This is a genomic window from Ensifer sesbaniae, from assembly GCF_013283665.1.
Classification (GTDB): Bacteria; Pseudomonadota; Alphaproteobacteria; order Rhizobiales; family Rhizobiaceae; genus Ensifer; species Ensifer sesbaniae.
Genome location: NZ_JABEKU010000001.1, coordinates 3,106,418 through 3,131,762, shown reverse-complemented (window position 1 = coordinate 3,131,762; position 25,345 = coordinate 3,106,418). Strand labels below are relative to the sequence as shown.

Genomic DNA, 25,345 nt, shown 5'->3' with positions numbered 1-25,345 from the left:
GAGCGGAACAGAGACAGTGGGTGGGCGCAAACGCGCCCGTCCCGGCAAGATCGTTGCAGCCGTGCTGCGCTTTCTTGTCGTTGTCGTCACGACATATCTCGGCCTTCTGGCCGTCACCTTCTTCATCGGCCGGGTAATCCCGATCGATCCGGTTCTCGCCGTCCTCGGCGACCGGGCGCCGACGCACGTCGTCGAAAGGACGCGCGAGGCGATGGGGCTGAACCTGCCCCTCTACCAACAATTCTTCATCTATGTCCGCCAGGCGCTGACCGGTGAGTTCGGCGTTTCGGTGCTGACGACCAATCCGGTTATGACCGACATTCGCCGTGTGTTTCCCGCGACGATGGAGCTTGCGACGCTCGGCACGCTCATCGGCGCGCTGATTGGCGTGCCGCTCGGCGTGCTTGCCGCCGTGAAGCGCGGCAGCATCGCCGACCAGATCGTGCGCGTCATCGGCCTCGTCGGCTATTCGGTGCCGATCTTCTGGCTGGCGCTCCTGTCGCTGCTCGTCTTCTATGCGCGGCTGAAGTGGGTCGCCTATCCGGGCCGCATCGATATCGTGTTCGAATACACGTTCACCCCCATTACCGGCTTTTATCTCCTGGATTCGCTCTGGCAGCGGCAATGGGACGTCTTCTTCGACGTGTTCCGCCACATCATCCTGCCGGCCGCGCTGCTCGGCTACTTCTCGCTCGCCTATATCAGCCGCATGACGCGCAGCTTCATGCTCAACGAACTGCAGCAGGAATACATCGTCGCGGCGCGCGCCAAGGGATTGTCCGAGACCCGGATCATCTGGGGACATGCACTGCGCAACGCGGCGGTACCGCTCGTGACCGTGATTGCGCTCTCCTATGCCGGCCTGCTCGAAGGCTCGGTGCTGACCGAAACCGTCTTCGCCTGGCCGGGCCTAGGCCTCTACATCACCAACTCGCTGCAGAATGCCGACATGAACGCCGTCCTCGGTGGCACCATCGTCATCGGCTCGGTCTTCATCGGTATCAATCTGCTGTCCGATCTTCTCTACCGGACACTCGACCCGAGGACGCGTCAGCGATGAGCACCATTACCGAAACACGTCCGATGACGCGCCGCGAATGGCTGCTGTCCGATCGCCCGCAGTCGCGCACCCAGGCCCGTCTCGGCCGCGCCTACATGACCTGGCAGCGCTTTGCCGCCAACAGGCTCGCCGTTCTCGGCCTCATCATCCTGTTGGCGCTGGTCTTCGTTGCGGCCTTCGCCGATTTCCTGGCGCCGCATTCCCCCTATCTCGGCGATCTCGCCAATGCCCGGCTGCTGCCGCCCGGAAGCCCCGGCTACCTGCTCGGCACCGACGATCTCGGCCGCGACATCCTCTCGCGGCTGATCCATGGGTCGCGGCTGACGCTCGCCGTCGTGTTGCTCGTTGCAATCATCGCGGCACCCATCGGCCTGATCGTCGGTGCCGTCGCCGGCTATGCGGGCGGTTGGGTCGATGCGGTGCTGATGCGTATCACCGATATCTTCCTGGCCTTCCCGAAGCTGGTCCTGGCGCTCGCCTTCGTTGCGGCACTCGGCCCGGGCATCGAGAATGCGGTCATCGCGATCGCCATCACCTCCTGGCCGCCCTATGCGCGTATCGCCCGCGCCGAGACACTGACGGTGCGCAACTCCGACTATATCGCCGCCGTGCAACTGATGGGCGCGTCGCCCATTCGCATCGTCTTCCGTCACGTGATGCCGATGTGCATGTCGTCGCTGATCGTGCGCGTCACGCTCGACATGGCCGGCATCATCCTGACCGCGGCCGGCCTCGGCTTCCTCGGCCTTGGCGCACAGCCGCCGCTGCCGGAATGGGGCGCGATGATTGCTTCGGGCCGCCGCTTCATCCTCGACCAATGGTGGGTGGCAACCATGCCCGGCATCGCCATCCTCATCGTCAGCCTCGGCTTCAACCTGCTTGGCGACGGCCTGCGCGATGCGCTCGATCCCCGGGAGAGCGGCCAATGAGTGCGCTCCTGACCGTTGAAAACCTCAAGGTTTCGTTCCCGACCCGCACCGGCCTCGTCGAAGCGGTGCGCGGCGTCTCCTTCACGCTCGGCCGCGAACGCCTCGGCATCGTCGGCGAAAGCGGTTCCGGCAAGTCGCAGACGGGCCGTGCCATCATGGGGCTGACGCCTGGTCATGCGCAGGTGACGGCAAAGCAGCTGTCCTTTGACGGGATCGATCTGCTCTCCGCTTCCCCGAAGGTCCGCCGGGATCTCAGGGGCAAACGGATCGCCATGATCCTGCAGGATCCGAAGTATTCGCTGAACCCGGTCATGAGCATCGGCCGGCAGATCGTCGAGACGCTGCGGCAGCATGAAAACGTCAGCCGGGCGGAAGCCCGGGAGAGGGCGCTCGACATGCTGGCGGCCGTGCAGATCCGCGATCCGAAGCGCGTCTATGATCTCTATCCGCACGAGGTTTCGGGCGGCATGGGGCAGCGCGCGATGATCGCCATGATGCTGGTTGCCGGGCCGGAACTCCTGATTGCCGACGAACCGACATCGGCGCTCGACGTGACGGTACAGCTCGAAGTGCTTGGTATCCTCGACAAGCTCGTTGCCGAGCGCGGCATGGGCCTGATCTTCGTATCGCACGACCTGCGCCTGGTCTCGTCCTTCTGTGACCGGGTCATCGTCATGTATGCCGGCAGGATCGTCGAGGAACTGGCGGCATCCGAACTCGCCAACGCCAGGCATCCCTATACCCAAGGTTTGCTGAACTGCATGCCGGCGATCGGGTCCGATCGCCATCCCCTGCCGGTTCTCGACCGCAAGCCGGAGTGGGCTCAATGACATCAGCCGTTTCCGTCTCGAACCTCTCCGTCACCTATGACGACTTCAAGGCGCTGAACGACGTCAGCGTCGAGATCGCGCCGGGCGAGTCCTTCGGGCTCGTCGGCGAATCCGGGTCGGGCAAGTCGACGCTGCTGCGGGCGATTGCCGGTCTGGCGCCGGTCACGGCCGGCACCATCCGGGTTCATGACCGCGCGCTGCAGGGGGCCAAGCGTGACAAGGCCTTCTATCGCGCCGTGCAGATGGTCTTCCAGGATCCCTACGGTTCGCTGCACCCGCGCCAGACGATCGACCGGCAATTGCTGGAACCCCTGGCGATCCACGGCGTGGCCGACGGCGAACGCCGCATCCTGAAGGCGCTTGACGAGGTCGGTCTCGGATCCGGGTTCCGGTTCCGCTATCCGCACCAGCTCTCGGGCGGTCAGCGCCAGCGGGTCGCGATCGCCCGCGCGCTGATCCTCGAGCCATCGATCCTGTTGCTCGACGAGCCGACCTCGGCGCTCGACGCCTCGGTGCAGGCGGAGGTCCTGAACCTGCTGGAACAGGTCAGGCGCAACCACAAGCTCACCTTCATCATGGTCAGCCACGACCTCGGCGTCGTCACCCATATGTGCGACCGGCTGGCGGTCATGCAGGGCGGGCGTGTCGTGGAGCGCCTGTCCTCGGCGGATCTCGTCGCCGGGCGGATCGGTGAGGACTACACGCGCAGCCTGATGGTCGCGAGCAAGGGCTTCCAGCGCAAGGACGTAGCCGCGACCGCGTGACGAGACTGCTGCAAGCGGGGCGGTCGTCCCGCTTGGATGCTTTTCGTCGCAAGGAACGGCGCTAAGTCCGGTCCATTTAGGCGCTTTGCCGCCAGACCGAGGTCGAGTCGGTGATCACCTTTTGGATGCGGCGCTGCTCACGCCATTCTCGTCCCATGTCCTTGATGACCGGGCGCGCCTCCGGCGAGAAGATATAGTTCCGGGAGCGGGCGACGTAGGCTTCCATTGCGGGGTTCACGCCCGAATAGAACTGCTTCTCCGGATCGCGGGAGAGATCCATCAGGCCGGCGCAGTGCCGCGCAAATCCACCACGCAGGATGGACGGAGACGTCGTGAATTTCGGGAAGGTGCGGAACAGCGGGATCTTGATCCCGAGCAGACGCGCATACTCGTTTCGCCGATGGAAATGCCCCTTGCGTCGGATATCCCAGTTCTGGTCCGCGGTGTGGAACGACACCTGGGTGATCGCCGGATCGGCGAAGGGCGCCAGCAATTCCTCGCCCATGTCCCTCAAGGCAATCCAATCGTCTTCGAGATGGAAGACATAGTCGGCGCTGGTCGCCGACCAGAGTCTCGCGACGGCCGCGCAGAAGCCGGGGCTTTCCGGCTGGAAGACGACCCCGTCGGGGAAGTGGCTGCGGAAGATCTCGACGCAGGCACCGTGATCGGCCGTCGATCCGAAGACCGGGTCAAGATTGAGATAGGCTTCGCCTAGTTCAAGGTTGCTGAAAATTCTCTCCCGGAAACTGGCAAGCGTCTGAGCAAGCAGATCCGGGCGCCGAGTGGCGACAAGGCATAGGTCAAAGGTAGACATGGCACCTTCCTAGGCGCTTTGTTTACAACCGTCAATACCCACGCTGCCGCTGAATTTGACGCTGATTTCGGCTATTTTGGGGCAAAAGCGTTTCAGTGCGATAGTTTTTTGATTTTCGTTACTTAGCGAAAGTGCCAGGCGGAAAAGACGTCGACATCTCTTAGCGCCCGGCTCCCTGATCAGAGGATCTGAACTTCCGGAATTGCAACGACAAATTGCCCGCCCCAGGCGCGGATCGCGGCATTGTCGGCGACAATTTCGTCCGTGAGATTCCATGGCAGGATCACGAGATAATCGGGCTTCGCCACTTGCAGATGGGCCGGTGCGTGCACCGGAATGTGGGTGCCCGGCAACAGCTTGCCCTGTTTCAAGTCGTTGCGGTCGACTGCGAAGGCAATCTCGCCCGGCTTCACGCCGCAGACATTGAGGAAGGTGTTTCCCTTGGCCGCGGCGCCATAGGCGGCCACCGTCTTGCCTTCGGCCTTGGCGCGCGCCAGGAACTCCCGAAATCCTTTGCAGACGGCGGCGATCCGGTCATCGAAGGCGGCGTAGGTTTCCATCCGCATCAGGCCGGCAGCGGCTTCCTTTTCGCGGACGGCGGCGAGCCTTTCGGTCGCTTCGCGCGTCCCGGAGGCAAGCTGGGCAAACACGCGCAGCGAGCCGCCGTGGGTGGCGAGTTCCTCCACGTCGAACACCTTCAGGCCGGAGCTTTCGAAGATGCGTTCGACGGCAGCCAGCGACAGGTAGGAATAGTGTTCATGATAGATCGTGTCGAACTGCACGCCTTCCATGAGGCGCAGCAGATGCGGGAACTCGAACGTCGCCACGCCATCAGGTTTCAGCAGGATGGCGAAGCCGGCGACGAAATCCGCGATATCGGGAACATGCGCCAGCACGTTGTTGGCCGCGGTGAGATCGGCGCGGATACCGCGGTTGACGAGCGCTGTCGCGGTTTCCCGACCGAAGAAGGCGACCTCGGTCGGAACCTTGCGGTCTTCGGCGATCCGCGCCGCATTGGCGGCGGGCTCGACGCCGAGAACGGGCACGCCCTTGGCGACGAAGTATTGCAGCAGGTAGCCGTCGTTGGAGGCGATCTCGACGACCTGCGACAAGCCCCCAAGTCCAAAGCGCTCGCTCATGGTGTCGGCGTAGCGGCGAGCGTGCTCCAGCCAGCTGCTCGAGAACGAGGAGAGATAGGCGTAACCGTCCGTAAAGATCTCGTCCGCCGGCACAGTCTCGGTCGTCTGCACCAGCAGGCATTCGGAACAGACCATCGCCTTCAGCGGGAACGAGCGTTCACGCGCGATGGCTTCCTCGGTCGGCTCCAGGAACGAGTTCGACCAGGGCGTCGATCCCAGGTCAGCGACGACGGTCGCGAGCGGCGTCGCGCAGAAACGGCAGTTGTGGGACATTGAAGTCGTTAGCCTCTCATGAATGCGTCGATTTGGCCGAGCGTCAGGTCGCGGGCGGAGCCGCCGCGACGCCAGCTATCATACCAGTGCGCCGTCCAGGCGATCGCCTGATCCTGCGAGAGCCTGGCGGTCCAGGACAAGGTTTTCAGCGCGAGCGCGGGATCGAGGCCGAGCGTCTGCATCTCGCGGGGTTGATCCGCCGACGAGTTGTCGCGCCATTGCGTCGGCAGGCCCATGGCGGCCTGGATCGCGCCGGCGACATCGCGCACGGGAATCTGCCGTTCTGCGGGGGAGGGGCCAAAATTCAGCGCGGCAGCTTCGGTTTGGCCCTCGTGCAGGGCCTCGGCATAGACGAAATAGCCGTTGAGGCAATCGAGCACATGCTGCCACGGCCGCGTCGCCATCGGGCTGCGGATATCGAGCATCTCGCCCGACAGCGCGGCACGGACGATGTCGGGGACCAGCCGGTCGACCGAGAAGTCTCCACCGCCCAGCACGTTGCCGCCGCGGGCGGTCGCCACACGGATGCCGCGCTCGCGCAGGAACGAATCGCGCCAGGTGGAGACGACCAGCTCGCAAGCGGCCTTGGAGCCGGAATAGGGGTCATGGCCGCCGAGCATGGCCTCTTCCGGAAAATGCCGGCCGCTTTCGTCGTTGCGGTAGACCTTGTCGGTGGTCACGACAACGATCGTCTTGAGAGCCGGCGCCGCGCGGGCGGCCTCCAGCAGCCGCACGGTTCCCATGACGTTGACGTCGAAGGTTTCGGCCGGCGTCCGGTAGCTTTCGCGCACCAGCGGCTGGGCCGCCATATGCAGCACGATTTCCGGGTCGAACTGTCGCATGGCCGTCGCGAGCGTATCGCCGTCGCGGATATCGCTCAAATGTTCGCCTGCGATTTCGCCAGGCCCGAGCAGGGCGTGCAGGGATGGCTCCGCGGCAGGCGGCAAGGCGTAGCCGGCAACGCGGGCGCCCATTCGAGCCAGCCAGAGCCGCGCCCAGCTTCCCTTGAAACCGGTGTGCCCGGTCAGAAGCACGCGCTTGCCGGCCCAGAAGGCGGGATCGGCCAGCCGGCTCATGACCAGACTTTCCAGGGCGCCGAGCCGTTTTGCCAGAGCTCTTCGAGCTGGTTCTTGTCGCGCAACGTATCCATCGGTCGCCAGAAGCCGTCATGCGGGAAGGCCATCAACTGGCCATCGCGGGCCAGGCCCTCGAGCGGCGTTGTCTCGAACGAGGTGTGGTCGCCCTCGATGCGATCGAGCACGGCCCTGTTGAGGACGAAGAAGCCGCCATTGATGCGGCTGTTGTCGCCGGCGGGCTTCTCGATGAAGCTTTGAACCCGTCCGTCGCTGACGGCGAGGGCGCCATAACGGCCCGGCGGAACCACGCTGGTCACGGTCGCTTCGCGGCCGTGGCTGCGATGGAAATCGGTAAGCGCCTTGATGTCGATGTCGGCAACGCCATCGCCATAGGTGAGGCAGAAAGTATCCCCCAGATGGTCGGCGACGCGCTTCAGGCGTCCGCCGGTCATGGAATCCGTGCCGGTGTCGACGAGCGTCACGCGCCACGGCTCTGCCTTGTTGGAATGAAAGAGCGTCTCGCCGGTCGCCATGTCATAGGTGACGTCGGATGAATGCAGGATGTAGTTGGAGAAGTATTCCTTGATCATATAGCCGCGGTAGCCGAGGCAGATCACGAAATCCGAGAAGCCGTAGTGGCTGTAGATCTTCATGATATGCCAGAGGATCGGCCGCCCGCCGATTTCGATCATCGGCTTGGGTCTCAGATGACTCTCTTCCGAGATGCGCGTGCCGTAACCACCGGCAAGTATGACGACCTTCATGCTCTCTTCCCGCTGTCGCTAGATGCCCATGCAAGGATACCGGGCGGATTGACAACGTTGGCAGCTTCGACCAGAAGTCTATCGGTTCCAGGCACGGGTAGTTATGGCTGAGCATTGAAGCATTTCCCGATTCTGTGCAATCGCGATCAGAATATTCGCTGGTCTATATATGAATATATGCGCACGTACATGACAATCTCGACAAGACCATCACCGTGACGCAAGATTCCGCCTCCCCGGTCTTTTCCGTTGTCATTCCGACGCGCAATCGGCCGGATATCCTGGTCGATGCTGTAGCGAGCGTACTCGAGCAGACCTTTTCCGACCTCGAGCTCATCGTCTCGGACAATTCGCAGTCCGCTGACAGCGAACTCACCCAGGTTGCTCTTGATCAGTTTCGGTCCGACCCTCGCTTTCGCTATATTCGTCCCGACCTTAACTTGCCGATGGTCGATCACTGGGAGTGGGCACTTACCCACGCGAGAGGCCGATATGTCGGTGTCGTCACCGATCGAATGGCGCTGCGTCTCTATGCGCTTGAAGAGGTCTATACGGCGATAGAACGGACCAAGGCGGCAACTGTCGGCTACGCGACGGCGAACGCGCGAGAACTCCCGGGATATCGCGGCCTACGGCGTGGACATGGGGGCGTCGCCACGCGAGAGATCGCGACTGCGGACAAGCTACAGCAGTTTGCGCGCGGCGATTGGCCCAAGGACACGCCGCGGATGCTGAATTCCTTCACGCATCGGGATTTGCTCGCCTCTCTCCGGGAGCGCTATGGCACTGTTTTTACGGGTATATCGCCGGACTATGCCTTCGCGTTCCGAACGCTCGAAGCGTTGAACAGCTACGTGTACATCGACTTTCCATTGCTGGTGACACAGGGAGAAGCGCGGAGCAACGGCAACGCGCTGACGATCGGCGCCGTCACACAAGAGACCACGGACTTCCGGCGGCGGATGCTGGAGGAACAGGGGGAGTGGCTAAAATATGGACCGATGCCGGGCGATACCAGCGTGCTCCTAAACGGCATCTTGCGTGAATATGCGCTGGCTGCGGAACAGAGCCGGTCCAGCCGATTCCCTCAAATTGAACCCGCAGATTTCTATCGGGGGGCGATGAGCCAGGCCGCGGGTTGGGCGCGCAAGGCGATGCTTCCGCCGGGCGTCGTGAGTGCGCTCGACGAGTATCGGGTAACACACGGTCTGAACCCGATCGCGCTGCCGCACCCGAAGCCGCGGGTTCGGCGCTGTGTGAACCTAGTCGCCGGCGGGAAGATGGGGCCGTTGCCATTGCGGCGGACGATCGCGTCCCTGAGGCTTTCGATCGAGCGCGGCCTCATGAAACTCGGCATAGGTTCGCATTTCGCCGGCCGGACGTTGAGAGATGTCATCCGACAGGACCTGCGCCTTCGTCAACGCGAAGGCAAGTAGCGATGGTATCACCGCGGCTCATGGCAGCGGCGCTTGGACATTTCTTTGGAAACTCGGACTCAGGCGGTAGCGCAGTCGCGCAACACCTGCACGACCCGGCCGATCTCTTCGGCCGTCATGTCGTGATAGCTCGGCAGATTGATCGCCCGGCCGGGAAGGTCATAGGCAACGGTGTTTTCCGGCACGCTTTCGAAGGGTGGCAGCGAGCTCAGCGGCCAGAAGAAAACGCGGGCGTCGATGTTCTCGGCGGCGAAAGCACCCTGCAGTTTTTCCCGCGTGACGTCGGTTTCCGGCGCGAAAACGACCGTCGGCATCCAGAAGCCGTTCTTCGTATCCGCCGGTTCCGGGTTCATGGAAATGGCGTTCACGCCCGCGAGTTGTTCCTGATAGGCGTAGAAGATCTCGCGCTTGCGCTCGACCAGTTCGTTCACGCGTTCGATCTGGGCGAGACCCACGGCCGCCTGCAGGTTCGACATCTTATATTTGAAACCGACCTCGTCCGGCCAGAACTGCTTCTTTTGTCCGCGCGCCCGGCCGTGATTGGAAAGAGTCAGCACCTTTTCGTAGAGCTTGCTGTCGCTGGTGACGAACATGCCGCCTTCGCCGGTCGTCACGGTCTTGGTGCCGTGGAACGAAAATGCACCGAAGGCGCCGAGCGAGCCGGCCTTGCGTCCGCGCCATTCCGATCCGAGTGCTTCGGCTGCGTCCTCGACAACGGGGATGTCGTGCCGCGCGCCGATTGCGAGCAGGCGGTCCATGTCGCAGAGATTGCCGTAGATGTGCACGGCGATGATCGCCTTGGTCTTCGGCGTGATCGCCGCCGCCGCTTTCTCGGGATCGATGCACCAGCTGTCGGGGAGCACATCGACAAAGACAGGCTTTGCTCCGAGGTGGACGATCGGGGCGGCGGATGCGGTCCAGTTCGTGTCGGCGAGAATGACTTCATCGCCCGGCCCGACGCCGAGGGCGGCAAGGCCCATGTGCAGCGCGCCGGTGCAGCTTGACGTCGAGATCGCATGGGTGACGCCGAGATGGGCGGCAAAGGCGGCCTCGAAGCGGTTGATGTAGTCGTAGCAGCGCTCGCCCCAGCCGTTCGCCGCTGCGTCGGTGGCATAGGCGACTTCGCGTTCGGTGATTGAGGGCTTGGTGTAGAGGATGCGAGGTTTCGTCATGTGGGCTGCCTGTGCTCAAGCCGATCGGTCGTTGGTTGCCTCTGCAGCAACGATCTTGTCAATCCGGCCGCCGATCTGCGCGCCGAGATAGAGGTTCTCGTAATAGCGGTCCGGGAAGCCGGCCTGCCGCATATGATGGGCAGTCCGGTCGATGTCATAGGGGACGCGATGGAGCTCGATACCTGCCTCGGAAAGCGTCGCGAAAGCGGCGCGCGGGTCGCCGTCGCGCGGCTGCCCGACCGAGCCGGGATTGCAGAAAGACTTGCTTCCGATCTCCAGACGGACCTGCACATGGGTATGCCCGGCGAACAGCCGTTCGCACCCGTCGGGGAACTGCGCTTCCGAGATCTTGTAGAGATATTCGTCTATCGGATCCTGCCAACTGCCGTGGACGAAGTAGGTCGATCCGTCGATGACATAGGATCGCGATCCGCCGAGCCAGGCGCGTTGATCGGCCGAGATGACGCCTCTCTGGTACTCGATGATGTCGTTGACCATCTTCGATCGCGGGCAGCCTTCGCCGCTGACGATGTAATGGTCGTGATTGCCCATGATGTTCACAATGCCGCGTGCTTTCAGCGCGTCGATGCACTCGCCCGGTTGGGCGTAGTATCCGACGACGTCACCAAGCGAAAGCACTGAGCTGCAGCCGAGTTCGTCGATGCGTGCGAGTACTGCCTGCAGGGCAGGAAGGTTGCCGTGAATGTCGGAAATGATGGCGATCATAGGACGACCAGATCTTCTGAGTAGCGCCAGGCACGGCCCGTTTTGATCTCCGGTGCCTCGGGTTTTTTCCCGTATGCGTAATAGTCGAGGGCCATCGCCGCCTCGTTGTAGCCGAAGGCTGCGCGCAGTGACGTACTGCTCGAGAAGCGGGGATTGATTTCGAGCAGATAGGGGGTCGTGCCCTCTAGCCGGAACTGATAGTTCGTCGGCCCAAGCGGCTTGAAGTGTTCGGCAAGCTGCTGAACCGCTTTCGTGATGACGGGAGCATCGACGACCTCGGCATATTGCGTGTTGCCGGCGACCGACAATCTCCGACGGAAGATGATCGGCGGCAGCATCGTGCCGTCGCCGAGGCCAAATGCACCGACGGTGTATTCTTGATCGTCCGTGCCGACACGTTTTTGAATGAGGAAATCGTCGGCGCTCTTGTGCGTCCAGTAGTCGAAATCCGCCTTGTCACGAAGCAGCACGATGCCTCGTGAGCCATTTCCGCGGCGGGGCTTCAAGAGCAACGGCAAGGGGCCCAGTTCGCGTTCGCAGTCGGCAAGGTTCCGGTTGAGCGTACTCGGGATTGCCGGAAGTCCGGCCTGCAACAGGGCCGTGCCCATGTCCCATTTGTCCTGAGCGAGGGCAATCAGATGGGCCGTGTTCAGCGCTATCCGCGTCGCTATCGTGTCGAACACGGCGCGGTGTTCGTTGAAAAACAGAACATCGTGCTCCAGGCCAGGCAGCACCACCGCGACGTCTTCGCGCTGCAGCAGATCCAGCCAGAAATCGAGATACTCCGGTGAGGCCTCGTCGCAGGCCGGCTTGGCGACGAAATGGTCGCACCAATGCCGGCCGATGCCATCGGCGTCCCGATCGACGCCGACGATGCGGATCGGGGTATCCAGCTTTCGCAGCGATGCGGCGATCCCTTGGCCGATGATCGCGCCGACTGCCGTTACGACAACCGTGATCGTCCGTTGCGGCTGCTTGTCGGCTTTGTCCATCATTTCACGTCCATTGGTCCGAAGGCGCTGGCCGTACCGGCATCCCGGATGCCGCTGATGCCTTCGTGCATTGTGGCCAAGGAGAGCTTCCCCAACGTCGTCAGCGTCCCCTCCGCTGCGGGGGTGTCAACAGGCCGGAAGGACGTCTTTTCCGGTGCGACTTCGACCGCTCCGCCACGACCGAACACGTCGTAAGCGATATCGGCGATATCACGGTAGCTCAAGGGATCGGGGTGAACTGCCGCATGGACACCCGACAGCCCTTTTTGCGCCGCACGTATCATCAGATCTGCGGCATCGCGTACATGGAGGAAGTTTTGAGAACCCCGCGAATCCGGCATCCGAATGGTCGCACCACGAGAGGCGTAGGCGATGATCCGGCCGAACCACGGCTGATGGGCGCAGCATCGCCCTTCGGTATCGTACAGTTGTGACAGTCGAAGGCTGCAGAAGAGCTTGCCCTGCTTTTGCAACTGCCAGCTCAACAGCTGCTCGGCCAGAGCTTTGGTGAGCCCATAGGATGTGAACCGGTCTCGGTTCAGGTTTTCATAGGACCAGATTGAGCCGGCATAGACCAAGGCTCTTGCATTCAGCCGAAGGACGAGTTCGGCAACGCCCAGGGAGCTCGTGGTGTTCGTTGCGTAGTTCTGCCTCAGGCCGGCATCGCTGTCGTCGCCAAAGCTCGAGGCGCAATGGAAGACGATATCGGCGGACGCGCCGGAGGTGCCGGCGAGAGCGCCTTCCAGGTCAAAGAAGAGATCGTCCTCGGACGAGCGCCCGACGCTCAGCGTTTCAATGCCGCACGCTCGAAGCTGTGCAACCACATGACTCCCAAGCATCGATCGTGCGCCGATGACGGCCGCCTTCTTCATGTCGGCTCGGCTTCCATCAAAAGGCCGACGCACAGATCCGGGAATTCGATGCCGACCTGCAGCATGGCCTGCAAATTGGCCTGGAAATCGGGCAGCGTCTGTAGCACCGGCAGCGGCAGCGGTTTCAGGTAGATGCCTTCCTCATGCACGACCCGGAACCCATGGTTTTGCAACTCGCTGCGGAACGTGTCGCGGCAGTATTGGCGCTTGTGTCCAAGGGCGAGATCGTTGGCGTTCAGGCTATAGATGTCATCGATCTTGCCGAGCTCCAGGCCGAGCCGGCGGTTCAGGGATTTTGCATTCGGCACGGCAGCAAAGAGCCGGCCGCCGGGCTTGAGGAAGCGCTTGAAGCGATCCAGCACATAGCCGGGATCGTCCACGTGCTCGAGGATGAAGCCCATCACGATGACGTCGAAGCGCTCGTCGGTGTCGAAGTTCTCGAAATAGGAGAAAACGATTTCGCCGGCGAAATCGGGGCTCTTCTCCTTGAAGAGGTCGATCACCAGCTGCGATCCTTCGACGATCACATGACGCTCGCAAACCGCGTTGAAGAGATGCGGGGTGTAGCCGTGACCGATGCCAAGGTCCAGCAATGAATGGCAGGACCCGAAGCGCTTGACCACACGCTGCGGATACCAGTTGAGGATCAGGTCGTTTTCAATGGCGGTCGGCGCATTCGGAAGGTATTCCGATGCGACGGCATCCAGGTTCTCGGAGGTCATTGCGTAAATTCCTTCCAATCGATCGCTCCCGACCGCACGACACTTGCACCTTCCGGCCCACAATTGGCAACAAGATCCAGGCCGGTAACATAAGGGGTGAATTCGCCATAGAGTTGCGGATAGGGGGTGAGCTCGTAGCTCATGTAGCGCACGTTGATGCCGTTGCGCTCGAAGAGTTCGTGGTCGAGATAGTTTTTTGCCCCGTGGCCCGTGACGTAGATGCTGCCGTCGAGCCGGGTGACGATATCGTAAAGCCGCTGGCTACCCGAGCCGCCGATGCCGAGCGCGCGCGCGTTCAAGAACTCCGGGGCCGGGAGATCGAAATAGCGCACGAGCTCGAGGATCGAATGACGGGCAAGCTCGGCCAATGTCGGCGCATTCCGATTAAAGACCTTGTCCACGATCTTCAGCATGTCGTCGCGGAATGGGGCCTTCTGGTAGGCGTGCTGCAGGACCTTTCGGTGCTTGCTTCGCCAGTCTTCGCGGTCATCGATGACGACCTCGTCGATCAGGTCGCCCTGGTGATGATCCCGCAACGGAACCGTGATCCAATTCCGGCCGCCGCTGGTCTTCACCTGCACCCTGTTAAAGAAGCCCCGGGCAAACTGAACGTCGTCGTAGTGCACAAAGACATCCGCCAGGCGGACCTGTTCGAGCAGTCCAACCCAAGGGAAATACATAGATTGCGAGACAACGATGGTGCGGTCCATAAGCTGTTCGTTCGTTACCTTGCCGTGGGGATAGTTTCCTTGGCCCTGGTTGCCGGCGTCAGGCGCTGACGCATTTCAGATAGCCGCGCGGCGAGCTTGAAAGCACGAGCTTGCCGTTCAATGCCTCGTCGGCCTCAAAGCGGGTCGTCTCTTCCATGTAAGCCGTGAGCGCCGCGTAGGGCTCGTCGCCGGCGCGCCAGATTTTTGAGCGCTTGGTGGGGGTCTGCGATGCGTCGGCCCAGCCGAGAACCGTATCCGCCACCACCATGTACTGGCCTTCGGTGACGAGCGGGCCGTAGGCGCGCAATTCGTCCAGCACGTGGTCGCGGCTGTGGTCGCTGTCGAGCACCACCATGACCGAGGCGCCCTCCGGGATTTCGGCCTTCACCTTCGCCAGCGTTTCGGCCGTCGTCGACGGGCCCTCGATCAGCGTGATACGCGAGGACATCGGGTGCTTTTCGATCGAGTCGCGATTGTGGGCGCGGATGTCGATGTCGACGCCGATGACCCTGCCCTTGCCGATCAGTTGCAGCATCGCGGCCATGAAGATCACCGATCCGCCACGGGCGACGCCCGTTTCGATGATGACGTCCGGCTTGGTGTTCCAGATGACCTCCTGGGTTGCCATGACATCGGCCGGCATCTGGATGATCGGCACGCCCATGAACGACCAGAGGTAGGAATAGTCATATTTGTCGAGCGTCACCAGCGTGTCGAGAGACTGGCGAAAGGCGGCGTCGTCCTTGCCGAGCGCGAGCGCCATTTCCTTCTTGTGAGCCTCGAATGCGAGACGATCGTCTGCTACTGCCATAACTGCTGATGCCCTTTTTCGGATACAATCCACCAATATGCCGGAGGTCGCGATTCGCGATCTGGCAGCCTCGTCGATTCGTAATCGCTTTCCTGTGAACGCTTTCATGTCGGCAATTGCAAATACGGTCAAGGCCGGTTTCTTAAGGGGGAAAAGAGAGGGCGTCTCGCTCGCTCGTGGAAGTTTCAAATGTCGCGCTTCAACCGAGTTCCCACACCCCTCGCGGGTCTCATTGTCGTCGAACGTCAGCGCTTTGGCGATGATCGCGGCTTCTTTTCGCGCTTCTTCTGCCGCGAGGAACTTGCCGATTTTGGCGCAGAGGGTTCGATCGCGCAGATCAATCACACATTGACGCGGGCGGCAGGCACGGTTCGCGGCATGCATTTCCAGCGGGCGCCGCACGACGAGACGAAGTTTGTCTCTTGTCTTGCCGGCACGATCTTCGATGTTGCCGTCGACATGCGGCCGGACTCCCCGACCTACCTCCAATGGCATGGCGAGGTGCTGAGCGCGGAAAACGGGAGATCGATGATGATCCCCGGTGGTTTCGCGCATGGGTTCCAGACGCTTTGCGCCGACTGCGAGTTGATCTACCTGCACGACAAGCCCTATGCGCCGCAGGCCGAAGGCGGCCTCAATGCCCTGGATCCAAGGCTGGGGATCGCCTGGCCTTTGCCGGTCGCGCAGATGTCGGCGCGCGATCAGGCTTTCTCCATGCTCAAGGCTGAGCGCTGACTGCCGCACGCTGACCATCGTTGACTTCATGGTGGATGGGTGGACAATGACCTTTCCGCGCCACCACGAGAGAGAAGGGGTGTCGACGATGACGATCGCCAGAAAACTTCAAGACTATATCGATGATGCGGGTGTTGCCTATGACACCGTCGCCCATCATCGTACTTCCACCACCAGCCAGACTGCGAGAGCGGCGCATGTACCCGGCAACAGGCTTGCCAAATCCGTGGTCGTCCACCACGAGATGGGCTACGTGCTCGCCGTTGTGCCGAGCACGCACCGGGTTGAACTCTCCACCTTGCAGGACGTGATGGACCGGCGCCTCGGTCTCGCTTCGGAGGAGGAGGTCTGCAACCTCTTCGCCGATTGCGATATCGGCGCGGTGCCGCCCATCGGTTCGGCCTATGACGTGCCGGTGTTGCTCGACGAAAGTCTGGGCGACGTAAACGACGTCTACTTCGAGGGCGGCGACCACAAGACGCTGGTGCACATGAGCGGGTCGAACTTCCGCAACCTGATGAAGGGTGCGCAGATCGCTCGCTTCAGCCACCCGGCGTAACGGCCGCGCAGTGGTGAATTGCCAAGACCGGCGGTTCGCCGGCGGCGGCGTTCGTGCGCGCGAATCGCTTGGACCGGAAATGATGGCCAACCGATGGTGAGCATGGGCGCGCTGGAACGCTACCTGTCGGGCCTATCGGAGCGGCGGCGGGGGAACTCGGACCGCGCCGGCCATCGAGCCGATTGCGGGCAACGTGATTGGCAAGCGTTGCATCGGCTCCACGAGGCCGCGACGGCGATCTTCGCCTAAATGTAATCCGCCGATGTCGTGAAATTCGACAATAACCAGCGTGCCGTTGTTGCGAATGCCGAGTAGAGCCAATCGACTATGGCGCATTCGCAAACGTCACGTTCCGGTATTGTTCACTGGGTGGCCGCTCCGGTGACAAATCCCATGTTCTAGACCTGCAGAGCATGCAAAATCGTCCGATGGTCTGCAGCTATCGGCAAAACAATCCTTGCGAAATAGTCACTGAAAGAATCGGTATCTGACAATTTTCCGTTGTGACAAATGAAAAATCTGCTTTACTGCGCCTCGCTGCTTGGCTTTTCGGGGGATATTGCCGATGGAGTGTACCCGCAGGGATATTATGCTTGGTGGTTTGGCGCTGCTCGGCGCCGGCGCGGTCCAGAAGCCGGCCTTTGCCGCAGCGACGTCCTATTTTGCCGGCCCGGCTGTCGACAATGGCGTGACCTATCGAAGCACGAATTTCGCCAAGATCGACAGGAAATGGCAGCGCCAGGTCGTCAAGTATTTCAGCAGCGAGCCGATCGGCACCGTGGTCGTCGATACCAGGCACCATTTTCTCTACCTGATCATGGAGAACAAAACGGCCATCCGCTATGGCGTCGGCGTCGGGCGCGAGGGCTTCAAATGGTATGGCCGCGCCACGATCGACCGCAAATCGCTCTGGCCGCGGTGGACGCCGCCGCCGGAGATGCGGGAGCGCCACCCCGAACTGCCTGAATTCGTCGACGGCGGCTCGCCGAAGAACCCGCTTGGCCCGCGCGCAATGTACCTGCTTCGCGATGGCGTCGATACCGGCTATCGCTTCCACGGTACGCTGGAGCCGGGCAGCATCGGCAAGGATGCTTCCAGCGGTTGCATCCGCATGTTCAACGAAGATGCGATCGATCTTTATCAGCGGTGCCCGATCGGCACAGCCGTGCAGGTCCTGCCGCATATTGCCGACAAGGCCCCCGAGGTCAGCCAAGCAACCCCGGTCGCAAATCCGGTCGAATAGGAAAATCACCCTGATGCCCGCTATGCCCGGATATACGAGGCCGCTTTCTGTTGCGGCCATTCTGCTGACCTTGACCGCCTGCAGCACCACCGAGATTGCCGCGGTCGAAGAACCGGCCGTGGCGCCGATGACCGGACAAACCGACGATCCGGCGCCCGGTTTCGAAACGGTTGCCGCTGGCAGCGAAGAGGACTTCATCCTCAATGTCGGCCGCCGGACCTACTTCACGCAGGACTCGGCCACGCTCGATTCCGTCGCCAAGGCAACGTTGGACAAGCAGGCCATCTGGCTGAACAGCAATCCGCGCTGGCTCGTCAAGCTGCAGGGCTTTTCCGACGATTCCGGTTCCGCGTCGAAGATGGCGACGCTGTCGCAGCAACGCGCCGATGCGGTCATGGCCTATCTCAGCTCGAAAGGCGTGGACCCGAACCGCATGTGGGCCAAGGGCTACGGCAATGACCGCGAGGTCCGCGACTGCACGGAGCGCTCCTGCAAGGTACAGAACCGCCGCGTCGTCTCCAATCTACGCACCGAGCGCGACGCGATCTGATCGCGCGCCGGACGGGTCGGTCTTGTAGGCTCCGGCGGGAGCCTGATCAGTGAAACCTGCGACAACGGCAAGAGCCGTGTTCAGTGCGAAACCGATACAGAATGCGACTATACGAAGCATGGATGTTTCCTTGAAACCATCGTGTTGAAAGGGGCTATTCAGGCCGCCTTATCGCGGCCAATCGCCTGGATCTTGTCCCAGATGTCTCCGGGGCGGGGAACGTCGAGGTCGAACACTATTTCGAACATGTCCGCGAGATGGTCCGCGCTTGTAATGCGCCGCTCGCTAACGCCGTTGGGCGTGACCGTGCGCAAGCGGTCGTTCTGCAGGGCGACATAGCCGTCGGCGGTATGACGCAGGACCGCCAACGCATTCGTGAACGGTGACCCGGGATCGCCCATCAACCAGCCCTGCGTGGCGGCCATGGCGGCCTCGTCGCTGTGGTCGGCCCGGAAATCGAAGCTGCGCGCGATGCCATGCGCGTGATTGTTGAAGCGCAACCAGCCGTCCTCCGTCGGCATGATCGAAAAATCGAAACCGCGCTGGCTGATCGGTCCGACGGCAAGCGGCACGGGTTCGATGATGGCATCGGCCACGCCGACCTCGGCGAGATAGGCGCGGTCGAGATCGACACGCAGGGTCAGGTGATTGCCGATGGCGATGTCGCCCAGTTTTTCACGATCAACGCCACCGCAAAGGCGGGTCACCCGGAAACCGAGCGCATCGAGCGCTGCGCCGAAGAGACCGTTCATCTCGTAGCACCAGCCGCCGCGCCTGCCCTTCACCATCTTGGCGAAGGCGGATGCCGGGATGACCGAGGACGGCCATCCCATGAAGGCATCCAGCGCCTCCCAGCTGAAGGTCATCAGGTGAGCGCGGTGCAGTTTCGACAGGCTGTGCAGGTCGAGAGAAGATGGCCGCTCGACGCCGATCCTTGCGAGATAGGCGTCCAGCTGGGCGGCTGTCAGGGTCATTGCGTTTTCGTTTGAAGGCATGCGTGTCATCCTTCGGTCTCCTTTCGATGGACCGTTGTTGCGGTTCTCGGTGCTGTGGTTCAGGGCGGGCAGTCGCTGGATCAGGCGACCTTGCGATCCTTGCCGGGGCGATCTTCGTCGGGCAGGAAGGTCAGGCCGAAATCCATTGCGACGGCGGCGATCTGCTCGGGCGTTTCAGGCTTGCAGAGCTCGATGATCGGAAAGAAGCTCTCGAACCCGCCCGGTGTTACGACGACCATCAGATGGCCTTCCGTCTCTCCAATGTTCCGGAAGCGATGCGGCACGCCGCGCGGCAGCGCGATGCAGCCCCCCTCTGCCAGTTCGACGTAGTCGCCGGCACACCAGAAGCCGAAGCAGCCGGACAGCACGCGGAAGAACTCGTCCTCGCGCTCATGCACATGAAGCGGCGGTCCCTCTCCGGGCGGCACGATGGCCTCAAGCATGCCCAGCGCGCCGCCTGTATTGGCCGCCATCATGCGTATGATGTGTTTGCCGAACGCCATTGCCGGCGTTCCATGGCCGGGCGGTGATGCCGCCGCATAGGTGAATGTCTTCATGTCGGGTCTCCATCTGCTTGAGGACACCCATCGATTACTTTGTGCCGCGTCTCATGATAAGATCGATGAATTGACATCATTGAGTGGATAATCGCTCTCGTGAAAACGCTCGATCCGCTTGACGGGATTGCCGCCTTTCTGTCGGTTTCCACGCATCTCAGTTTCTCCAAGGCGGCGGACGAGCTCGGCATGTCGCGCGCGACGGTGGGGGCGCAGGTGAGGCAGCTTGAGGATCGCCTCGGCATCCGCCTCTTCCAGAGATCGACGCGCAAGGTCGCCCTGACCGAGGCGGGCGCTGCCTACCGGGAAGCGCTCTCGGGAATCCTGCCGCAGATAAGGGAGGCCGAACGGGCGGCAACCTCGTTCCAGAAGGAAGCCGTCGGGCGATTGCGGGTGTCCGCGCCGCCCGATCTCGGGCATCTGGTGATCGTCCCGGCGGTTTCGGAGTTCCTCAAGCTGAACCCGGCTGTGTCCATCGAACTCGACCTGTCGCATCGGGCCGTAAACCTGATCGAGGATGGCTTCGACCTTGCAATTCGAGGGCGCCTTTCGGTCGATATCAATCTCATCACCCGGCAACTGGCGACATCGTCAATCATGATTTGCGCTTCGCCCGCTTACATTGCCGAACATGGTGCACCGGAGACGCCGCATGACCTCGCACACCACTCCTGTCTCCACTTTGCCGAACTGAGATGGGGTCGGATCTGGCCGTTCAGCAGGAACGGTGAGGAGTATCGCATTCCGATCGTGCCCCGGCTGGAACTCAATCACAGCCTTGGCCTGCGCGACGCCGCCTTGCTGGGAGTCGGTATCGTTCTCCTGCCCGATTTTATCGTCGGCGAAGACCTCAGACAGGGCAGGTTGATACGTCTCCTTCCCGACTGGGATATCAGCACGATACAACTGCAAGCGGTCTATCCGGCTAATCGCCATATCGCGGTGAAGGTCCGACGCTTCGTCTCGTTCCTGGCGGGAGTACTGCGGCCGGAGCGATGAGATATGTCGGCGAAGCGTGTGATAATCGCGTTCGGGGTGCGTTTGACTGATAAATCAATGACTTCAAGGGGAAAATGGCGCACCCGACAGGAATGCAACGAGCGTTCCGAATCAATGGGTTAGAGCTACTAACCCTCCCAAAACGTCCCATTGTTTCTTCATGCGTTTTTCCGATTTCTCCTAACCTCGGAGAGATCGCATCAAATGGAAAAGCCGCCGCGATTGCAGTCGCGAACGGCTTTGGTATTCATCAACACCACGACTATAGCTTCTCGGACTCCTCGGTTCAAGAGGTGGCCGCATGAACGTGGCGCAATCCGTATTCGAAGCCGTCGGCGGCAAGCGCTTTGCCGACATGGACACGTCTGGTAACAAGGTCTGCATTCCCGGTCCCGGTCATGGCAAGGACGACCGCTCGCTTTCCGTCCTGAACGACGCCAGCAACCCTGACGGGTTCGTCGTCAATTCGTTCGCAGGCGATGACGCTGCTGAATGCCGCGACCATGTGCGACGCCTCGCAGGTCTGCCAGATTGGAAGCCGACGCCTCGCTCTGATCGTCCGACCGATCCCCAGTTCGTTTATCGTGATCAGCACGGCCAGCCCTACCTGCGCGTGACGAAGGTTCATAAGCCGACGGGCAAGAGCTTCTATCAGCACAGCTGGAACGGCAGGGAATGGGCGAAGGGTGCGCAACAGGTCCGCATCCCCTACCGCCTGCCGGAAGTGATCGCGGCTGATACCGTCTACATCTGCGAAGGTGAGAAGGATTGCGACCGTCTGGCCGATCTGGGCCTCGTGGCGACCACGGCACCGGAAGGCGCGGGAAAATGGCGACCGGAGTTGAACCAGTGGTTCACCGGAAAGCAGGTCATCATTCTCGCTGACAACGATAAGCCAGGGCGTGAACATGCTGATCAAGTAGAGGGGGCCTTGCGGGGGATTGCCGCTTCCGTTCGATCGGTCCATTTCCCGATGCTGCCCGAGAAGGGCGACGTGTCCGACTATCTAGACACCGGCAAAGGCAAGGCCGATCTGCTGGCGCACATTGCCGGCCAGACGGTCAAGGCCGATCCGAAGCGCCCTGTCATCGGGACCGCTGCCGCGCTCAAGAAGATGATCTTTGCGCCGATCAGGTACATTGTGCCGGGGTATATCGCCGAAGGCTGCACACTGTTGGCAGGGCGACCGAAGCTCGGCAAGTCTTGGATGGTCATGGAGATGGCGCTTGCCGTTGCTCGTGGCGGAACCTGTCTCGGCGGTATCCAGTGCGAGCAGGGCGACGTGCTGATGCTGGCGCTTGAAGACAATCAGCGCCGCCTGCATTCCCGCATCAAGAAGCTGATGCCGCCGCTGATCCCGACCGCATGGCCGGAATCGTTCCACTACTCGACTGAATGGCCACGAGCGAACGATGGCGGGCTTGCCTACATCAATGAATGGCTGGACCAGCATCAGAACGCGCGTCTGATCATCGTGGACGTCCTAGCGCAGTTCCGCCCGATCCGCAGCGGCAAGGACCAGCTGTATGATGGGGACTACCGCGCAATCAAGGATCTGCAAGAGATCGCCTCCAAGCGCAACGTCGCAATCGTTATCGTGCATCACACGCGCAAGTCCCAGTCCGAAAGTGGCGACCCCTTCGAAACGGTCTCCGGCTCGCTCGGCCTGTCTGGCGCTGCCGACACTACGCTCGTGCTCGACCGCAACAGCAACGGCTGCACCCTGTATGGCCGTGGCCGCGATATCGAGGAAATCGAGAGCGCCGTGACGTTCGACAAGACGACTGCGAAGTGGATCGTTCAGGGCAATGTTACCGAAGTTCGCCGATCTGATGAGCGCGGTAACATCTTGGATGCACTCCGCCATGCGGGTGAAGCCATGTCCCCGAATGATCTCGTGGTTGTTACCGGTATGAAGAGCGGTAACATTCGGCGGCTGCTCTTGAAGATGGTCGAGGCCGGGGAAGTCCAGAAATCAGGGCGTGGCAGCTACATTCATCCCGACTTCGTTGTTACCGACGCTCACACCCCTACCACTGGTAACAACGGTAACAAGGTAACAATGGACTATGAAGGGCAGGACGAGACTGAGGATGATGATGGTGTTGTTACCGTTGTTACCGATGTTACCGCCCCCCTGCACCATGAACCGGTAACAACCCCTCTGACGAATATGTATCAGCAGATGAAGGATGGTGAGGACGATGACTTCGAACCGCCTGCCTTCCTTCGTCGCGGAGGTGAAGCATGACCGCTTGGCCATACGGTACACCACAGTGGCGCGGTCTCCGCGCTGCTAAGCTCTCGGTCCAGCCTCTCTGCGAAGCCTGCCTTCGCCGGGAGGTCGTGGAGGAGGCCAAGGTCGTTGACCACATCATCGCGATAGCCAAGGGCGGCGATCCTTTCCCGCCCTTGGCCGGTCTCATGTCGATGTGTGAGCCGTGCCACAACGCGAAGACGAACGCCAAGGACCATCCCAATGCATCCGGCTTCAGGCGCGCGCTCAAGGGCTATGACGTGGATGGCAACCCGATCGATCCAGAGGGATGGGAAACGGGGGCCTTCGCAGGACGGCCGATCGACGGCCAGGTACCGGCGGGGGAGACGAACAAAGACTTAGTTTTGATTTTGCCTAACCGGGAGGCCAACCGATGGGTCTAAGGGGACCAGGCGCGAAGCCCAAAAAGACCCTGATCGCGGCCAACAGCAACCTTCGCGAAGAGCTTCCATGGGAGGCTGAAGGCCTCGACAGGCTGGAGCGTGTCATCGCCTTCATGGAGGACATGCCAGTCACACAAGGCAAGCTGGCCGGCACGAAGATGAAACTTCGCGATTGGCAGATTGAGCAGTTTCTCGAGCCGATCTTCACGGAGGATGACGAGGGCAAGCGGCGCGTTCGCACGGCCGCCCTCTCTATGGGCCGCAAAAACGGGAAAACTGGAATCTCGGCAGCTTTGGCCCTCTGCTTCCTCGTGGGTCCAGAAGCTGAAGAGCGAGGCGAGATCTATTTTTGCGCCATGGATAAGGCGCAGGCGGCAAAGGCATGGGCAGAATGCAAGGCCATGTTGGAGGCGCACCCAGAGCTTTCGCAGCGGGTGAACATCATCCGGTTCTCTAAGGAGATCGAAGTCCTCGACGGTCAGGGCAAGGGATCGGTCCTGAAGGCTCTGTCAGCCGACGCGGACTCCAAGCTCGGATTGTCGCCTTCATTCGTTCTCTGCGACGAGATCGGATATTGGCCGAAGCGTGACCTGTTCGACGCGATGGACTCCGCCCTCGGCGCACGTGATGAGCCGCTGATCGTTGCCATCTCGACGCAGGCCAAGGACGACACGCACTTCTTCTCCGAAATGATCGATTACGGCTTGAAGATCAGAGACGGCGAAGTCGAGGACGACTCCTTCCACCTGGCCATTTTCTCGGCCAGCATGGATGATGATCCGTGGGATCCAGCAACGTGGGAGAAGGCAAACCCCGCCCTCGGCGACTTCCTCTCCTATGAGCAGGTCGAGCGCATGGCGATGCAGGCGCAGCGCATACCGTCGAAGGAGGCCGATTTCCGCAACAAGGTCTTGAACCAGCGGATTGACGGCACTGTGCGCTTTATTGCGGCGAGGGAGTGGAACGACTGCAACCTTGGTCCGATCGATGACAAGGAACTGGAGGGGCGTGAATGCTTCGGGGCCTTGGACTTATCGGCTGCGCGGGATTTGACTTGTTTCGTTCTCGTGTTCCCCGAAGAGGATGGCCGCTACACGGTCTTGCCGCGGTTCTTCCTCCCGGAGTTCGACATCGAGGGCAAGAGCGACACCGATCGCGTTCCATATAATGTCTGGGCGAAGCAGGCAGACGCACGGCTGACCCTGCTTCCTGGCAAGGTGATCGATCCCGCCCTCGTGGCCGAATACATCGCCGACGAGGCCGCCCGCTTCGACATCAAGGAAATCGCCTTCGACCGTTGGCGCATTGAGGATCTGAAGCGCGAGCTTGAAAAGCTATCGGTCGAACTACCGCTCGTGCCGTTCGGGCAGGGCTACAAGGACATGTCTCCGGCCGTGGACGTTCTTGAGGTGACGGTCGCGCAGCAGAAGCTGAACCATGCTGGAAATCAGTTGATGCGCATGTGTGCTGCCAATGCCGTCGTGACGGTCGATCCAGCGGGGGCGCGCAAGCTGGATAAGAGTAAGGCCAGCGGACGTATAGATGGACTTGTCGCGCTCGCCATGGGGTTGCAAATTGCATCGCGGCACGAGCCGGAATCACTGCCAGCGTGCCTGCTGGCGGCATAACAGGAGATGGGAATGTTTGAAGTTGGATGCAGCTACAACATAGTAATGCTGGAGACTGGCGATAACTATGAGGGCAAATGGGCGACCTATGAAAGCTCCATGGTCTATGAGGTCGGTGCGGTCGACGGCACTCTCGTGAAGCTCCTTGGGCCGGATTGGTCGAGGGAGGAATTCGAGGACTTTCTTCCGCCAGGAACGGATAGAAACGCGCCTCGGGATGAAACTATCCTGAATACGGCCAGCATGTTCTTTGTTCGGGCTGAGAAAGTCCACAAGTCCTAATTGCGACAATATGGCAACACCCTGCCGTCATCTTCTGGCGGCGGGG

At 61.5% G+C, this 25,345-nt stretch carries 27 protein-coding genes; 14 read left to right on the top strand and 13 right to left on the bottom strand.

The features are described 5' to 3' along the window. The first annotated feature begins 16 nt into the window (after positions 1-16). The 4 genes from BHMPCIPO_RS15255 to BHMPCIPO_RS15240 are packed head-to-tail and all read left to right on the top strand — an operon-like array spanning position 17 to position 3,583. On the top strand, positions 17-1,060 hold the full coding sequence (locus BHMPCIPO_RS15255) for an ABC transporter permease (protein WP_173518188.1): 1,044 nt from the start codon (positions 17-19) through the stop codon (positions 1,058-1,060). Continuing rightward, on the top strand, positions 1,057-1,989 hold the full coding sequence (gene nikC / locus BHMPCIPO_RS15250; RefSeq protein ID WP_173517538.1) for a nickel transporter permease: 933 nt from the start codon (positions 1,057-1,059) through the stop codon (positions 1,987-1,989). Before BHMPCIPO_RS15255 ends, nikC begins: the two co-directional genes overlap by 4 nt. Further along, positions 1,986-2,819 (top strand): ABC transporter ATP-binding protein, encoded by an 834-nt coding sequence (locus BHMPCIPO_RS15245; RefSeq protein WP_173517537.1) that lies wholly within the window; start codon positions 1,986-1,988, stop codon positions 2,817-2,819. The genes nikC and BHMPCIPO_RS15245 overlap by 4 nt, the downstream gene beginning before the upstream one ends. Continuing rightward, the gene (locus BHMPCIPO_RS15240; protein WP_173517536.1) at positions 2,816-3,583 is read left to right on the top strand and encodes an ABC transporter ATP-binding protein; all 768 of its coding nucleotides are present in this window, start codon (positions 2,816-2,818) and stop codon (positions 3,581-3,583) included. Before BHMPCIPO_RS15245 ends, BHMPCIPO_RS15240 begins: the two co-directional genes overlap by 4 nt. 76 nt (positions 3,584-3,659) lie before the next feature. Here the strand turns inward: BHMPCIPO_RS15240 and BHMPCIPO_RS15235 are convergent, their stop codons facing one another. From BHMPCIPO_RS15235 to rfbF, 4 genes are all read right to left on the bottom strand, one after another. Then, positions 3,660-4,397, bottom strand: coding sequence for a glycosyltransferase family 2 protein (locus tag BHMPCIPO_RS15235; protein ID WP_173517535.1), 738 nt, complete (start codon positions 4,395-4,397; stop codon positions 3,660-3,662). 179 nt (positions 4,398-4,576) lie between these two features. Beyond that, on the bottom strand, positions 4,577-5,809 hold the full coding sequence (locus tag BHMPCIPO_RS15230) for a class I SAM-dependent methyltransferase (RefSeq protein WP_173517534.1): 1,233 nt from the start codon (positions 5,807-5,809) through the stop codon (positions 4,577-4,579). Positions 5,810-5,817: 8 nt separating this feature from the next. Beyond that, positions 5,818-6,885: a CDP-glucose 4,6-dehydratase gene (rfbG, locus tag BHMPCIPO_RS15225; protein WP_173517533.1), complete on the bottom strand. Its 1,068-nt coding sequence runs from the start codon at positions 6,883-6,885 to the stop codon at positions 5,818-5,820. Further along, entirely contained in the window at positions 6,882-7,649 is a 768-nt protein-coding gene (gene rfbF / locus BHMPCIPO_RS15220) for a glucose-1-phosphate cytidylyltransferase (protein ID WP_173517532.1), read from the bottom strand. Before rfbF ends, rfbG begins: the two co-directional genes overlap by 4 nt. Positions 7,650-7,864: 215 nt before the next feature. Here rfbF and BHMPCIPO_RS15215 point away from each other — a divergent pair, with 215 nt between their 5' ends. Then, complete coding sequence (locus BHMPCIPO_RS15215) at positions 7,865-9,085, top strand: glycosyltransferase family 2 protein (RefSeq protein WP_173517531.1); 1,221 nt, start codon at positions 7,865-7,867, stop codon at positions 9,083-9,085. Between the two features lie 59 nt (positions 9,086-9,144). Here the strand turns inward: BHMPCIPO_RS15215 and BHMPCIPO_RS15210 are convergent, their stop codons facing one another. The 7 genes from BHMPCIPO_RS15210 to BHMPCIPO_RS15180 are packed head-to-tail and all read right to left on the bottom strand — an operon-like array spanning position 9,145 to position 15,090. Next, positions 9,145-10,257: a DegT/DnrJ/EryC1/StrS family aminotransferase gene (locus BHMPCIPO_RS15210; RefSeq protein WP_173517530.1), complete on the bottom strand. Its 1,113-nt coding sequence runs from the start codon at positions 10,255-10,257 to the stop codon at positions 9,145-9,147. Positions 10,258-10,272: 15 nt separating this feature from the next. After that, a complete protein-coding gene (locus BHMPCIPO_RS15205; protein ID WP_173517529.1) occupies positions 10,273-10,983 on the bottom strand; it encodes a metallophosphoesterase family protein in 711 nt (236 codons plus the stop codon). Continuing rightward, positions 10,980-11,978 (bottom strand): ATP-grasp domain-containing protein, encoded by a 999-nt coding sequence (locus tag BHMPCIPO_RS15200; RefSeq protein WP_173517528.1) that lies wholly within the window; start codon positions 11,976-11,978, stop codon positions 10,980-10,982. Before BHMPCIPO_RS15200 ends, BHMPCIPO_RS15205 begins: the two co-directional genes overlap by 4 nt. Further along, complete coding sequence (locus BHMPCIPO_RS15195) at positions 11,975-12,847, bottom strand: NAD-dependent epimerase/dehydratase family protein (protein WP_173517527.1); 873 nt, start codon at positions 12,845-12,847, stop codon at positions 11,975-11,977. Before BHMPCIPO_RS15195 ends, BHMPCIPO_RS15200 begins: the two co-directional genes overlap by 4 nt. Then, the gene (locus BHMPCIPO_RS15190; protein ID WP_173517526.1) at positions 12,844-13,569 is read right to left on the bottom strand and encodes a class I SAM-dependent methyltransferase; all 726 of its coding nucleotides are present in this window, start codon (positions 13,567-13,569) and stop codon (positions 12,844-12,846) included. The genes BHMPCIPO_RS15195 and BHMPCIPO_RS15190 overlap by 4 nt, the downstream gene beginning before the upstream one ends. Further along, a complete protein-coding gene (locus BHMPCIPO_RS15185; RefSeq protein WP_173517525.1) occupies positions 13,566-14,279 on the bottom strand; it encodes a WbqC family protein in 714 nt (237 codons plus the stop codon). Before BHMPCIPO_RS15185 ends, BHMPCIPO_RS15190 begins: the two co-directional genes overlap by 4 nt. A gap of 58 nt (positions 14,280-14,337) precedes the next feature. After that, on the bottom strand, positions 14,338-15,090 hold the full coding sequence (locus BHMPCIPO_RS15180) for a cephalosporin hydroxylase family protein (protein ID WP_173517524.1): 753 nt from the start codon (positions 15,088-15,090) through the stop codon (positions 14,338-14,340). Positions 15,091-15,279: 189 nt separating this feature from the next. On the opposite strand from BHMPCIPO_RS15180, the gene rfbC reads away from it, so the two are divergent. The 4 genes from rfbC (at position 15,280) to BHMPCIPO_RS15160 (ending at position 18,177) form a co-directional block, all read left to right on the top strand. Next, entirely contained in the window at positions 15,280-15,825 is a 546-nt protein-coding gene (gene rfbC / locus BHMPCIPO_RS15175) for a dTDP-4-dehydrorhamnose 3,5-epimerase (protein WP_173517523.1), read from the top strand. 88 nt (positions 15,826-15,913) lie between these two features. Next, on the top strand, positions 15,914-16,384 hold the full coding sequence (locus BHMPCIPO_RS15170) for an aminoacyl-tRNA deacylase (RefSeq protein WP_173518187.1): 471 nt from the start codon (positions 15,914-15,916) through the stop codon (positions 16,382-16,384). A 565-nt stretch (positions 16,385-16,949) separates the two neighbouring features. Next, entirely contained in the window at positions 16,950-17,627 is a 678-nt protein-coding gene (locus BHMPCIPO_RS15165) for a L,D-transpeptidase (protein ID WP_173517522.1), read from the top strand. A gap of 13 nt (positions 17,628-17,640) precedes the next feature. Continuing rightward, on the top strand, positions 17,641-18,177 hold the full coding sequence (locus tag BHMPCIPO_RS15160; RefSeq protein WP_173517521.1) for an OmpA family protein: 537 nt from the start codon (positions 17,641-17,643) through the stop codon (positions 18,175-18,177). Between the two features lie 158 nt (positions 18,178-18,335). Here the strand turns inward: BHMPCIPO_RS15160 and BHMPCIPO_RS15155 are convergent, their stop codons facing one another. Beyond that, on the bottom strand, positions 18,336-19,181 hold the full coding sequence (locus BHMPCIPO_RS15155; protein ID WP_173517520.1) for an arylamine N-acetyltransferase family protein: 846 nt from the start codon (positions 19,179-19,181) through the stop codon (positions 18,336-18,338). Positions 19,182-19,252: 71 nt separating this feature from the next. Beyond that, on the bottom strand, positions 19,253-19,729 hold the full coding sequence (locus BHMPCIPO_RS15150; protein ID WP_173517519.1) for a cupin domain-containing protein: 477 nt from the start codon (positions 19,727-19,729) through the stop codon (positions 19,253-19,255). 99 nt (positions 19,730-19,828) lie between these two features. On the opposite strand from BHMPCIPO_RS15150, the gene BHMPCIPO_RS15145 reads away from it, so the two are divergent. From BHMPCIPO_RS15145 to BHMPCIPO_RS15125, 5 genes are all read left to right on the top strand, one after another. Next, a complete protein-coding gene (locus BHMPCIPO_RS15145) occupies positions 19,829-20,728 on the top strand; it encodes a LysR family transcriptional regulator (protein ID WP_173517518.1) in 900 nt (299 codons plus the stop codon). A gap of 301 nt (positions 20,729-21,029) precedes the next feature. Then, positions 21,030-22,979, top strand: a complete 1,950-nt coding sequence (locus BHMPCIPO_RS15140) for an AAA family ATPase (RefSeq protein ID WP_173517517.1) — start codon at positions 21,030-21,032, stop codon at positions 22,977-22,979. Further along, positions 22,976-23,389 (top strand): HNH endonuclease signature motif containing protein, encoded by a 414-nt coding sequence (locus BHMPCIPO_RS15135; RefSeq protein WP_173517516.1) that lies wholly within the window; start codon positions 22,976-22,978, stop codon positions 23,387-23,389. Before BHMPCIPO_RS15140 ends, BHMPCIPO_RS15135 begins: the two co-directional genes overlap by 4 nt. Beyond that, positions 23,380-25,017, top strand: coding sequence for a terminase large subunit (locus tag BHMPCIPO_RS15130; RefSeq protein ID WP_173517515.1), 1,638 nt, complete (start codon positions 23,380-23,382; stop codon positions 25,015-25,017). The genes BHMPCIPO_RS15135 and BHMPCIPO_RS15130 overlap by 10 nt, the downstream gene beginning before the upstream one ends. A gap of 12 nt (positions 25,018-25,029) precedes the next feature. Further along, positions 25,030-25,299 carry a hypothetical protein gene (locus BHMPCIPO_RS15125; RefSeq protein ID WP_173517514.1) on the top strand — a complete coding sequence of 90 codons (270 nt, stop codon included), beginning with the start codon at positions 25,030-25,032 and terminating at the stop codon, positions 25,297-25,299. Positions 25,300-25,345: the final 46 nt, after the last annotated feature.